Annotated in this window: 12 protein-coding genes and 1 tRNA gene; 2 read left to right on the top strand and 11 right to left on the bottom strand. The window is 56.7% G+C overall.

Annotated elements, in window-relative coordinates; translation table 11 throughout:
• Nucleotides 1-3 precede the first annotated feature (3 nt).
• The 6 genes from ACR3E7_RS17885 to ACR3E7_RS17860 form a co-directional block, all read right to left on the bottom strand.
• Nucleotides 4-801: a glycosyltransferase family 32 protein gene (locus tag ACR3E7_RS17885; protein ID WP_480504848.1), complete on the bottom strand. Its 798-nt coding sequence runs from the start codon at nt 799-801 to the stop codon at nt 4-6.
• Nucleotides 802-836: 35 nt separating this feature from the next.
• A complete protein-coding gene (gene hisD / locus ACR3E7_RS17880) occupies nt 837-2,138 on the bottom strand; it encodes a histidinol dehydrogenase (RefSeq protein WP_480504850.1) in 1,302 nt (433 codons plus the stop codon).
• Nucleotides 2,139-2,159: 21 nt separating this feature from the next.
• Nucleotides 2,160-2,630, bottom strand: a complete 471-nt coding sequence (locus ACR3E7_RS17875) for a GNAT family N-acetyltransferase (RefSeq protein WP_480504852.1) — start codon at nt 2,628-2,630, stop codon at nt 2,160-2,162.
• A gap of 79 nt (nt 2,631-2,709) precedes the next feature.
• The gene (locus ACR3E7_RS17870) at nt 2,710-3,186 is read right to left on the bottom strand and encodes a DUF2948 family protein (protein WP_480504854.1); all 477 of its coding nucleotides are present in this window, start codon (nt 3,184-3,186) and stop codon (nt 2,710-2,712) included.
• Entirely contained in the window at nt 3,183-4,451 is a 1,269-nt protein-coding gene (gene murA, locus ACR3E7_RS17865; protein ID WP_480504856.1) for a UDP-N-acetylglucosamine 1-carboxyvinyltransferase, read from the bottom strand. Before murA ends, ACR3E7_RS17870 begins: the two co-directional genes overlap by 4 nt.
• Nucleotides 4,452-4,457: 6 nt before the next feature.
• Entirely contained in the window at nt 4,458-4,613 is a 156-nt protein-coding gene (locus ACR3E7_RS17860; protein ID WP_170773985.1) for a hypothetical protein, read from the bottom strand.
• 83 nt (nt 4,614-4,696) lie between these two features.
• Between ACR3E7_RS17860 and ACR3E7_RS17855 the strand changes: the two genes are divergently transcribed.
• Nucleotides 4,697-4,771: transfer RNA gene (locus ACR3E7_RS17855), tRNA-Thr, on the top strand.
• 603 nt (nt 4,772-5,374) lie between these two features.
• Here the strand turns inward: ACR3E7_RS17855 and ACR3E7_RS17850 are convergent.
• Nucleotides 5,375-5,686, bottom strand: coding sequence for a hypothetical protein (locus ACR3E7_RS17850; protein WP_480504858.1), 312 nt, complete (start codon nt 5,684-5,686; stop codon nt 5,375-5,377).
• Nucleotides 5,687-5,800: 114 nt separating this feature from the next.
• On the opposite strand from ACR3E7_RS17850, the gene ACR3E7_RS17845 reads away from it, so the two are divergent.
• The gene (locus ACR3E7_RS17845; RefSeq protein WP_480504860.1) at nt 5,801-6,526 is read left to right on the top strand and encodes a helix-turn-helix domain-containing protein; all 726 of its coding nucleotides are present in this window, start codon (nt 5,801-5,803) and stop codon (nt 6,524-6,526) included.
• Here the strand turns inward: ACR3E7_RS17845 and ACR3E7_RS17840 are convergent.
• The 4 genes from ACR3E7_RS17840 to ACR3E7_RS17825 form a co-directional block, all read right to left on the bottom strand.
• Nucleotides 6,500-6,889 (bottom strand): hypothetical protein, encoded by a 390-nt coding sequence (locus ACR3E7_RS17840; protein ID WP_480504862.1) that lies wholly within the window; start codon nt 6,887-6,889, stop codon nt 6,500-6,502. The two genes, ACR3E7_RS17845 and ACR3E7_RS17840, sit on opposite strands and share 27 nt — an antisense overlap.
• Before the next feature lie 4 nt (nt 6,890-6,893).
• Nucleotides 6,894-8,561, bottom strand: a complete 1,668-nt coding sequence (locus ACR3E7_RS17835) for a terminase TerL endonuclease subunit (RefSeq protein ID WP_480504864.1) — start codon at nt 8,559-8,561, stop codon at nt 6,894-6,896.
• Nucleotides 8,558-8,989 carry a hypothetical protein gene (locus tag ACR3E7_RS17830; RefSeq protein WP_480504866.1) on the bottom strand — a complete coding sequence of 144 codons (432 nt, stop codon included), beginning with the start codon at nt 8,987-8,989 and terminating at the stop codon, nt 8,558-8,560. Before ACR3E7_RS17830 ends, ACR3E7_RS17835 begins: the two co-directional genes overlap by 4 nt.
• 859 nt (nt 8,990-9,848) lie before the next feature.
• Nucleotides 9,849-12,671: a hypothetical protein gene (locus ACR3E7_RS17825; RefSeq protein WP_480504868.1), complete on the bottom strand. Its 2,823-nt coding sequence runs from the start codon at nt 12,669-12,671 to the stop codon at nt 9,849-9,851.
• Between the last annotated feature and the right edge of the window lie 351 nt (nt 12,672-13,022).

Below are 13,022 nucleotides of genomic sequence, written 5' to 3'. Positions count from 1 at the left end.
TTGTCACAGCGGATACAGGGACGGGTCAATCGCATGTTTGCGCAACAAGGTGTCGACCAAAGATCCGGAATTGATCTCCCGGTCCTTGAATATCTTTCGAAACCACGACCCAAAGAAATGGATGGACATTTTGCTTTGCCAATCCAGAAATTCCAGCTTGGACATATCAGGCTCGTTCCACAGACCGCGATGCCGGAGTGGAACGGCGTAAAGCTCGACTCTCGGCAAGCTCATGTCATGCTCTGGCGTCCCATAAAGGCTGTGGAAAAACAGCGGCGGCCCAAGCGTTGACAAAGGCAGGCTCCAGTAGGTGGATTGCCCGTAAATGTCCCGATAGGCGTGCTTTCTGTCATCCGACCACCAGAACAGCACGAGGTCGCTGTCGAAAGCGAAATCGCACATCTTCTTCAAAGCCGGGCTGTCGCTGGGCAGAGCCACAACCCCGTTCATCATCCGCTGCCGTGCCAGATTGGCTTTGGGAAACAAATACCCGTCACGGGTCTCGAACGGCCGAACAGCATAGGCATCCGCGTCCACCCAGATGTAGTCGGTCTGCTGCATCAGTTTCAAGCGAAACAGATCGGCGTGGACTGCGACCGAGCGCATGATCGGGTCGCGGTAGATCTCGGGTGTGTCAAAGATCTCCCGCGCATCGCGGGCCTCGATATAGTCCGGGATATCCTCGAGATCGCCGTAGTGATAGACGATGGGCGTCTGGTCCACATCCGCGAAGGATTTAAGGCACAGGTGCTCGAGAAAGCTGAACCGTTTGCCGATCCACAAGGTTGCTACGCGTTCCAAACTGCCCTCCACCTGATATCTGTTGGTTCGCGCCTTTAGTCGTTCAGACGATCCAGCCGGGCCGTGACGGACAGGCCATGAGCTTCAAGGCTTTCAGACCGCGCCAGTTGCGCCGCAGCAGGACCGATGGCGCGCAGCGCAGCGGGGGTCATCTGGGACAGCGTGGTGCGTTTGAGGAAATCCATCACGCTCAGCCCCGAAGAAAACCGCGCCGAGCGCGCGGTGGGCAGCACGTGATTGGGGCCGCCAACATAGTCGCCGATGGCCTCGGGCGTGTATTGGCCCAGAAAGATGGCGCCTGCGTGGACGGTTTTTGCGCTCAGCGCCACAGGGTCGGCAACGCAGAGTTCAAGATGCTCTGGGGCGATACGGTTCGACAGCGCGGCGGCCTCATCCAGATCGCGCGCGGTGATCACTGCGCCAAAATCGCGCCAGCTTGCGCCTGCGATGGCGCGGCGCTCGAGCGTCTCAAGGCGCTTGTCCACGGCAGCGGCAACCGACCGACCGAAAGCTGCATCATCAGTGATCAGGATCGACTGTGCACTTTCGTCATGTTCCGCCTGACTCAGCAAATCAAGCGCGATCCAATCGGGGTCGTTGTCCTTATCGGCGATCACCAGAATTTCGGAGGGGCCCGCGATCATGTCGATACCCACCTTGCCAAACACCCGCCTCTTTGCCGCGGCGACAAAGGCATTGCCCGGACCTGTAATCTTGTCCACCGGGGCGATGCTGTCCGTACCATAGGCAAGCGCGGCAATCGCTTGTGCCCCACCCACGCGATAGATCGTATCCACACCCGACAACTGCGCGGCCAGCAGAACCAAGGGGTTCACCACCCCATCCGGCGTGGGCACGGCAATCGCCAGACGCTCAACCCCCGCCACTTTGGCCGGAATCGCATTCATCAAGACCGACGAAGGGTACGAGGCCAACCCACCCGGCACATAAAGCCCCGCCGCCGACACGGCCGACCAACGCCAGCCCAGCGTGGCCCCGGCCTCATCCGTCCATTCGTGATCGGCGGGCATTTGCTTTTCGTGATAGGCCCGGACGCGCGCCGCAGCCAGTTCCAGCGCGGCGCGATCCTCATCCGTGACCTCAGCCACTGCCGCCGCGATCTCATCAGCCGAAAACGCCAAAGTATCAGGGGCCAGTTCCAGCCGGTCGAATTTGGCCGTCAGCTCAATCACCGCCGCATCGCCGCGCGCGCGCACGTCCTGAATGATCTCGGCCACAACCGCATCCACGTCGGGGCTGTCTTCGCGTTTGGCCGACAACAGCGCCGCAAAGGCGGTTTCGAAATCGGTCGAGCTTGTCTCAAGGAAAACTGGCATCGTCTTGCACTCCGGGGCGTTTCATCGGGACATATCGCCCGAGGGGAAGGGCCTCAACCCTTCGTCGGTCGGGTGCAGCGATTTGCGCATCGGATATTGCAGGACGCCCTGCCATTCTTCGGCCTCACCCGCATCCTTCCAGCCGAACCGGCGATAGAATTCCCGTGCCGTCGCAGTGGCATAAACATGTGCCTCCGCACACCCTTGATCGACCAGTTCACTTTCCAGCCGGATCAACAGGGCCAAACCGACACCGCGCCGCACATAGGCTGGATCGACATAGAGCAGCGACACTTCCGAACGGTTGTGCAGCCCACCGACCCCGGCCACCTGCCCGTCAATCTCGGCCAGCCAAAGCTGGGCGCCGGATTGTATCCAGCGTCGGATCGTCTGAGAGTCCTTGTTGGCCGTCCAAGCCGCCAGCAGCGCGGGCTGCTTGTGATGGTCTGCCGCACAAAGATAGGTGATCGAGCGGATCAGAGCGCGGCTCATCTGGAACACATCGAACACGGTCGCACGGCGCAAAACCAGGCCTGTGGAAGGCCCGGAAAACGCTTGCGCTATGCCCCGTTTATTCCGGATGATGCGGCGCCTGCCCAGACGGTGCCTGATAGGGCCGCGTGACGTCCTTGAGGGACACATCCACAGCCTCGACCAGTAATCGGATCGCGCCATCCCCGGCCAGAGTCAGCACCACGCGGCCCGCCCCATCTTCGCCCGGCTCAAAATCAATCGACAAGAGGGACATCACCATATCCTTGTCGCTGCGGTCGATCCCCTGACTTGCCACCGACAGCACCGCGTCGAACACCAGCACCGACTGTACCCGCTCAAACGGGCGGTCGCGTAGGGTGGCGGCGTCTTTGTCCTCCCACCGAAAGCGGTTCAACAGCAGGCCAAAGCGGCGTTGGGATGGCCGCCAAGTCATCTCGGTTATAGGAAACACCGCGTCCTGTGTCAGGGTCGAGATCACCTGCAGGTCATCTGCATCCTCGGCACCAAGATTCAGCGGGGCCTCGCGCCCGTCATGGAAACTTGCGTCTGTCATTGGCCTTTGATCCGTTCAATCTTTGCACCCACGCCTTCCAGCTTGCGCACCACATGTTCATAGCCACGATCCAGATGATAGACCCGGCTAACCGTCGTCTCACCTTCGGCCGCCAAACCGGCCAGAATCAACGAAACCGAGGCCCGCAGATCGGTCGCCATCACAGGCGCGCCTTTCAAACGTTCGACGCCCGCTACCGTGGCCGTGCCGCCATGTACCTCGATATTGGCCCCCATTCGTACCAGTTCAGGGGCGTGCATAAAGCGATTCTCAAAGATACGCTCTTCAAGAACGGACACACCTTCGGCAGTACACATCAGCGCCATCATTTGCGCCTGTAAATCCGTGGGGAAACCAGGGAAGGGTTCCGTGACCACATCCACCGACCGAACACGCCCGTTCTTGCGCGCGACCATCAGACCATTTGCGGTTTCCGTCACGCTGACACCCGCTGCTTCCAGCTTTTCGGCAAAGGACGCGATCAGCGACATCCGCCCGCCCAGCAACTCGACCTCACCGCCGCAGATCGCCGGGGCCAGCATATAAGTGCCCAGTTCGATCCGGTCAGTGACAACCTGATGGGTAGCGCCGTGCAAACGGTCGACGCCCTGAATTTCGATGGTCGAGCTCCCCTCGCCTGAAATCTGCGCGCCCATCTTGCGCAGGCATTCGACCAGATCGACGATCTCGGGCTCGCGCGCTGCGTTTTTCAGGACGGTAGTACCTTTGGCCAGCGTGGCCGCCATCACAATGTTCTCAGTCGCCCCGACCGAAGCAAAACGCATCTCATGCACCGCGCCTTTCAACCCACCGGGGGCCTTGGCGTGCAGGTACCCGTCTTTCAGTTCGATCTCGGCGCCCAGCGCTTCAAGCCCTTCCACATGCAGATCCATCGGGCGCGCACCGATCGCACAGCCACCGGGCAGCGACACGACCGCCTGCCCGAACCGCGCCAGCAAAGGCCCCAGCACAAGGTTCGAGGCCCGCATCTTGCGCACGATGTCATAATCCGCCGTCTGACTGGTCAGATCATGGCTGGACATGGCAATCACCTGCCCGTCCTGCAACGACGACACCTCGGCCCCCAGCGATTGCAGTAGGGCGGTCATGGTCTTGATATCGCTCAGACGCGGCGCGTTGGTCAGCGTCAGCGGTTCATCGCTGAGCAGCGTTGCGGGCATCAGCGTCAAACACGCGTTTTTAGCCCCTGCAATCGGGATCTGACCGTTTAGCGGCCCGTTACCCGTCACCAGAATCGAATCCATTTGCTCTTATCCCTCGTCCTTGTCGGCCTTGCCCCCAGCGACCGCCCGCGCCTTGGCCTGCGCCTTGCGCCGCGCCATGTTTGCCTTCAGCGCGGCCTTCAGCCGCTCTTCGCGCGCATCACTGGGTTTGCCTTGTTTTTTTGGTGAATTTTTTTCCGTCATGATCTTTCTCTACAGGAGGCGAAAAAAACCGTCCAGACACCCTTGCGCCGCGTTTCGTTTGAGTCTAATCACCCGCCCACAGCGCTGCTGTAGCTCAGAGGTAGAGCACTCCCTTGGTAAGGGAGAGGTCGAGAGTTCAATTCTCTCCAGCAGCACCATCAAATCAGTGACTTAGCGGGTAGTCAGGCAAATAGCGGACCAATCTAGGGACGCAATTCAGGGACAAATGCGCGCACCCGTCCCTATTGGCGTCCATATATGTCCCTAGGTGTCCAGAGATATCCGACCTAGATAGATGCAGGTGCCTCGTAATACTCAGCATGACCAGCGGATAAATGCCCGGTCTGCTATGACCAACCTAGATAGACTTGGGGTATCATAGTAAGTCGATTTTCAGCGCCCTCAGTGTGCAATCACCCAATTCCGTTTGCTCAGGTCAACGAGAGAGGCTGATTTGATGCGCATAATGATTGAATAATGCACATAAGGTATCTAAACGCTCATAACTGTATGTTTAACAAGTGATTTTAACCTAGCTGCTTCCTCGTGGGAAAAAAGCCCGATTTTTAGCGCCCCTTGCCGGTGTATGTTCCCCAGCTTCGGTACGTGTAAATCAAACATCCCCCGCAAAACGCCCCAGAGGTTTTTTCTCCGAGACTCAGCCTTCCGTGCGGTGCGACCCTTCAACTCATTCGATAAAAAAACAGCCTGATGTGAATAGCGAGGCCGCCTAGAAAAGACGGCCCCCATACGCGGATGCGTTAGAGTGAGGCCGCCATATCTGGTAGCGGTTCCTGATCCTCATCATCCGAAGAATCCTCGACCGCCGGGATACGGGACGCCTCAACCCCATCACCATCATACTCAACGAAGCTGGGAACACCGTCATCACTGACTTCGATTTCCACACGACCGCCTTCCAGATCGGATGTCAGCAGCGCACCAACCGAGTTGCCTTCATCATCTGTCACCGTCTGAGCAACAATTTCTTTGGTCACACCGGACGCCATGCCGACACCGGCCTTGGTTACATTCATGCCGCTCAGGTCTGCCGGGGTTTTGTTGATCTTCATAACTTCATCTCCATTGTTTGCGTGATTGCCCGGGCAGTGTGCTCGACATCGGTACGCACGCACAGATCGTCCCAAGCTGGTGCAATCCGGCTCGACTTCTGGCAAACTGGGACAATGACAAAAGAGAGAGCAAAAGAGCACCGACGCAGGCAAGGCGTCTATCTCCGGCAACAGCGCGAAAAGCTGGGTTTGACGATCCGGGATGCTGCATCTGCCACGGGTGTCGCCCGATCCGTCCTGTCGAGACTTGAGAACGGACAGAACATCCGGGACATCGGAGTCTGGATGATCTATGCGGCTTATCTCGCCCGGGCGGGTGCCGACTTCGGAGCCAAGACAGATGCCATACGCAAACAGGCGGCCAGCAAACAGGAAGTGGTAGAACGGGCAGAAGTCGCGGAACATCTCGCCCGGTTGAGGGATGCCCCGGACAGTGCCGACGATCCGCTTTTGATCTGCGCACCCACCAATGTTGATATTGCCGTCGTGGCGGCACCAACGTTTGACCGGGTCACGGCGGTCGGTCTCACTGCCAAAGGTGCGGCTGCGGTCGGAACACACGGCAAAGATCGCTATGGAACACCGCTCTTACCCGCATTCATGCAAACAACCGCGCTCGCACTGGCGAAACACTACCGGGCATCCGGACTGAAAGTCTGGGACATTGCCCATCCAGCCGTAACGGTCCAACTGCTCAATTGGAGCCAGCTACAACCAACCCGGACATCACGTCTCGTCGCTGCAATGGTCGGATCATCCCAGACACCTAGATCAACGGCAAATCTCGGTTCGGTCGGTTGGCGTGAGATTCCTTCACTTGCTCCGGAGCCAATCAACTAATTTGCCTCTGGCTTCGGCGGTCGATTTATCCCGGTGACACCGACCACATAACGATTGCAGCCCGGGCGGCCATGCAAGCCGTTGCTGCCATGTCGGCGGGATTGATTGACCCAGCAGCGCAGCCGCAGCAGCCGCTTGTTGATCGTCATGGGAATAAATGTGATCCGCAACGGTTGCCCAAGCCCCACAAACACGACACATCGGCTCGGCATCCAGTTGCGACTTGCGCAACACTTTCCACGCTCGGCTATAGTAGAACCGTTTACGCTCGACCAAACCGGGCGATGCATCCGATATGGTTACCGACTTCATACGCAGCGCGACCGGTTTCATCTTGGATCGCGCCTGTTTTAAACGTGCCATGGTTTCACCCGATCAGACAGGCGGTATCAAATGCGATGGGTTCCGGGACTACCAGGTAGACAGAAACCGCATCTAGGATAGCCGCAATAACATCAATCTTATCTTGCTGACGGCTCCGGTCCACATGATCAGCCGCGCCGTGCCGACCGATGCGGACGTTGCTAAACGACCATTGCATCAAACGGGCGTCTGAGACCCGCAACAGACCTTGATCCGCCTGTCTCTCAATCGTTCGCAATGCCGGGGATAATTTGAGTGCTGTCTGACCCACACCCAAAACCGGGACATCTCCGAAGCCGGACAAATCATCCGGGTCCGCGACGATCTGGAACCCGGGTGTTGCTGCCAGATGATCCGTCAATTGTTGAGCACCTGCCGGGTCAATACCCACGGCTGAGAGTTTGCCGGTATCCCGGGCCTGTTCCAACAGGTCGAGAATACCATCTAAGTCTTGCCCGGCATCAATGCGTACAAGATCGCCGTCGGCCACAAAATCATCAAATGCGGATGCACTGGATGTGTTCACCTGCCAGACAGTGGGTGTTGCCCATGCCCGGGCCGCGACCATCCAACGATCCCCTTTGACGCCTAAGAATCCCAAACTGCTCAGATCGCTCAGGCCGCCCAGATCACAACCAGCGGCAATGACATCCGATTGTGCGAACAGATCGGCAATCGACATCCGTTCAACCAATCTGGGCAACATGTTCGCAACCAGCCAGCCATCAGCACCGGCACTGGCCGTTTCAGGCGTCCAATTGAAAAACTGCGCCTTGTCCCGGGCAATGGCTGCCGGGCCGGATGCCTTGGCCTCTGCAATCATGCTCCGGTAAAACTCAGGAGCCGCGATATGTGGAAAGGATGGCATCAATTTCGGCCAGACGGATTCATCCTCAAATGGATCAGGACAATCGGGCCATGGTTCCCAGATCACAGGTAAGAATGCCGGGTCCGTAACCTCACCATCCCTCACTTGCCGCGCATAACTCAGCAGATCGGCCCAAAACCCGCGCGGCGGGTCATCAGATGTGGTGGTTAAGTGGACGATTTTGGCCGTATCAGATGCAGCTAGGGCACCGCGAATTTGCGCCCGAAGTTTCTGCCCGGTTGCTTTTTCCCCTAGCAGCCAGCTTTCGTCTAGGAGAACACTACCTTTGAGGCCGGTTGAGGCGGACTTTTCAAACGCCCGGACAGTGAGTGTCGCGCCTGTATCCCGGTTCGTTATTTCCCGGGTGTAACTGCGCACATGGCATAGATCAGAGAGCGTTTGATCCGCCTGAATGGCGGCCTCTATTGCTGCAAAGGTGATCCCGGCAATTCCAATCGATGGCGCTAAAATCGTGAAGGTTTGCCTCGGTTTGGTCTCGGCCAGAAAGGCTGCCAAGAACAGCAGTGAACCAAAGGTGCTTTTCGATTGCTTCTTGGGGCAACAAATCAGACATTCCTTGATCGTATTTCCGCCCCATACCGCCATGCCGATGTCTCGGACCCAAGCGGTATTCGGTAACTCGGATGTCATGGGTTCGCCGTCCAGATCACCAACCCGGAGCCGGTCGAATATGGCAGCAAACCGTTTGGCCTTCTTGGTTCGCATTGGCAGCTTTGCCCGATTGAACGGAATTTGGCCGCGCTGCAACCGCTCGGCCCAATTGACACATGTTGTATTGCTCATTTGAGAACCCCTTTCCATGTATCGTCATTTGCCCCGGCTCGCTGTCCTCTGGCCTGCTTTGCGATCCGGCTAGACCGCTCATCCGGGGATGCCTTCAAGGTTGCCATTGCCGACCGATGCGCCCGTCTGGCGGCATTCACGGCCTTCATGGCCCGTTCCCATGTATTGAAGTCGTCGGCCCGCTTGGCTGCTTCGGCAAATGCCAAGGCGTCCCGGATTTCCGTTGCCGATCTGACGGCAGTTTCAATCGTCGTCGCATCCGTCACTTGCAAACCGGTTTGCTGCTCGACCAGATCACATAATTCGCGCCAATGCTCCGTTTGCGACTCGTCAAAGTCCGTTGGGGCGGGCAGCCAATGCGTATTGGTTGTGGAACCGGCTGAAATAACCGGGACGACTGTAGATGATCGTGTTTTTGCCTTTGGCACTCTGTATCCTCCAAATTTAGCGGTTTTACGTCAGGAATCTTGGCCCCACTGCGGTGGTCGCTCCCCGAAGCAAACAATTAAAAAATATCCCCCCGGGTTTGATCGACCCGACCCATACGCCACAGCCAACAGCCAACGTGTGCCAAGCTGACACGCTACGTTTTCTTGTGCCGGTCGTGCTCATATGCCAACGCTTCTGCTTCATTCTTGACCCGAGAACCGTCAGGCGCGTTCCACCTTCCAAGCGGATCGATCAACCACGGATCGCGAGCTATGCTTAGGTGTCTGGTAAAAGGGTGGGCTTGTTTTCCAGTTGGACACACGTACCAACCAAGCAACGGTTCAAGCGCGAAACCACGTTCTCTCTGGCTGACATAAAGAGCGTGCAACCAACCGCGTGATGCCGGTACGGTCGAATGCAGGAACAACGGGATGTGACACTTGGGACAACCGGGACCTTTATAGGGCAAAGGTTCCTTGCCTTCACGATAGATGTACCAACAACCATCACCAGACATCTTGTACGTTATCTGTCCATTCTCAGACATGAACGTATATTTATTTACCATATACATTTGGGCGTCCTTTCAACGTGTGAGCAGCCAACGACAGCCAACGCCAACGTGTGAGCACATTTTTTTTTTGAGCTGGGGTATCACCCGGAATCCGTGGACCAGTGGACCAAAACGACTAAGCCGTTGATAATGCTCTGTGAAAATGGTCCACACGGGTTTGGACCACTTATTTTCGATGTGGACCAGTGGACCACTTCCAAGCGATCCGGGGCAAAAGTGGTCCACTGGTCCACCCTTGATTTTGGTGGTCCAAATCGGTGTGGACCACTTATTCTCTTTTAATTTCATGGGTTTGCTCCAAGGTGGTCCACTGGTCCACCGATTTGGGGTGATATGCCGTTCTCGATTTTTTTTCTGTCTGGGAAAATCGAGTTGTGCTCGTTGGCTATAACGTCCCAACCTTCTACGGTAATTCGATATAGCTGATCTTTACCCATTGGGTGATCAACGTAGCCTTCACCAATCACGTGTTTCATGTGCCGTCTGTATGTCGTCTTGGACATGTTGAGCACGTCACACAGCTTTCGTTCTGATCCTTTCAGAGCAACGAACGGCTCCATTTGCTGATCTGTACCGACTTCTATGTACGATGGTAGATTATGCGGTTGCGCCAGTTGCCAAGTTGTATTTGTCCGTGTGGCCCAACCGCCAGCCTGTCCGACCGCATCCTTGAACACAGTATTCATTGCGCCAAGCATCGAACGGGCATTCTCACTGGCAACAACCTCGTGGCCTTCACTGATGCTTTGACCAACGCACTCAACGGCTTTTTCATAGTCGTCCCATGTTGCGATAATTGCTCCGGTCTCTGTTAAGTCCCGATGCAAACGATTTGCGACGGCGCTTGCCTCTATGGTGGCAAATAGACTGTTGATATCCCGGCGGACACGCACGCTCTTGGTTGGAACATGTGCTGCAACTTTCGTCGCAAACGGAATAACCACACGATAGGGACCACCAAGACGCAACCACTCAGCATAAGCGTGCCAATCACTGACCTCCGGATCACTTTGCGCCTCAGTCTCTTTTTGCTCGGCAATAGACTGGACGATTTGTTTTGAATGCTCCGGGGACTCGTCCAACCAGACCGACATCATCCGGGTTTCAATTTCACTATCCAGATGCCCGCGCGTTGTGGTGGTGATCAACCCGGTCGGACCTTCCTGCTCATAGATTACCGTCTGATGCTTGCCGGTTTCCGGATCACGCTCGACAACGGCATGGATCAACCGACCTTCGGACAACAGAACCCGGCACATCTCCGCAAACTCGTTCTTTTCCCCGTCGTTGGTGCGTACCAGCGCTTCACCTTCCTCAAGAAAGATGTGCTTGTGAACGAAGAACCCGGGCGGCTGATAGACCAATGCCTTGGCGGACATGCTTGAGACCGAGAAAACATACGTATCGGGAAAGCGTTTCAATACAGACTTGGTGACATAGCTTTTACCGGCACTCGACTGACCTTTGTTGATCAGGTTGATCAGTTTGCCCGTGTTGCTGCTCACAAGCGTAAGGAAAGTCGCATTGGCAACGCGACGTTCACCAACAATTCCGTGCTCACTCAGAGATGCATCCAGAGAACCTAACGGATCGTCTGCGATATGTTTGCACTGGGACAATAACTCTGCCGAGTGTTTCGCCTGTTCCAGATCAGCCTCGGCAGGCGGATCGACAGTCTCACCCGAAACAGGAATAAGAACCGGCACGGCATTCTCTTGAGCCGTAACCGCGTTGAGCAGAGCACCACGGGCAAGTGGCTTGGTAACAGCGCTGAATGCCTTGGCTGCTATGGTGGCGGCCTCTTCCAAGCCGTCATGTGTGATCCCGGCATAAACAACCATCAGACGCGCCCAATCCGGCTGTCGACCGGGATGACCCTTGATGTACTGGCAGAGACGCTCCGGATCACACGTCACTCTGCGACCGTTTATGACCAGACCAACGCCGGGTATCTCGGTACCAGTTGGATTATCCAGATGCGCAAGGACTGTGTCACAATCACGGGTCACCGGCTGTAACGACCATTGGAGCACAACCGACGCATCAATGGCATCCTGTGCCGCTTTGAGATGCCGGTTTAGCCAATCCTGATCATTCTCAGGTACCACGCCATCCAGCGAGTTATGCAATCGATACTTGGCACCACCATGAGCAAAGCTGTGGATGAGCGGGCGCATTTGGTTGGAATAAATCTTGGCGACCGTCTTGCGGCTGCGATCAGGATTGCTCGGATCACAACATGTCTGACCGTGATAGACGCCCGGATCGGCCAGTATCTGCCCGACTGTAACAATGGTCCCGTTACTGAGAACAATCTGGAAGTCCGGACCCAGATCACCACCGGCTGCCGCTTGAACCGTAACCCGGGCATCCGTCTCGGACATGCCTGATGCGGTGAGAGTGGCAACAGCATCAGCCGCCCGGGCCGCGCGTGCCGTTTCCATTTCGCCTTTCATGTCGAGCACGGCTTGTGCAATTGCGGCCTCATAGGCCAGTTCTTCACCCTCGCTCAACTCAGGAAACACGGCTCTTGTATCAACCATCTCGACGCCCGGACGCAGGGTATACACCTTGTCCTGTGTCATCCCTTCGGCCAGATGCGCCCGTATAAAGATCGGTTGTGATGGTACCCGCAATTGCAGATCAACAAGCGATCTGTTCAGAAACGCGGCATTGATCCCTTTTGCGATCCGATGCCGGGCGTAGCCAGCCAGCACCATCCGTTTGTGGGCAACCAAAAGAGAACGCGGAATATCACTCGCGTCCATGACATGTAAAAACGTATGGGCACCGTTATCGCCCCGGATGACCGATCCGTCCGCGCCAGTGATCCGGCTGCCGGATGAGGATGTGTGTAACATCCCATGTTGCATCAGCCCCGGAGCGGCGGCGATCAGAGCACCATATATATAGTCAAAGTCGCCAATCCCGTCGGTATCGAACACCATCATGCCCGGGCCGGAATAAAACGACACATCAACATTTGTCCGGGTAATGATTTGGCGTCCCGTCTCCGGACATGTTCCATCACCGGATGCCAAGAGACGGGTTGCCATATTGGCTTCATACGCTTCGGCTTCGGAAACAGATGCGATCCCGGCGGACATGTGGACGCTACCTGGTGCTGTCATCAACCAACCATGTAGATCAGCTAGGCTCGCAAAGGATGCTGTTTGATAGTGCATCCGTTTGAATGATCCCTGTACCTCAGACGATCCGTCCGGGCGGTAATGCTTGCCCGGGGCAGAGATGCCCGGGGCGTTATGTGTAAAGGTTCCGATAAACATTAGGCAGCCTCGCTTGCGTCAGCCATCAACCGGGCAACCAGTAGCGGCGCAGCCGCTCGACACGCCTCAATGGATACATGTGTCTCTGAGAGGGGCGGGCACCCGTCCCGGCTCAAACCGTCCGCGCATCGCTTCATTCGTAATGCTGAGACTGCCCACATCGGTACGCCG

Source organism: Ruegeria sp. BK1, from assembly GCF_056535645.1.
This window is presented reverse-complemented; position numbering and strand designations above follow the sequence as displayed.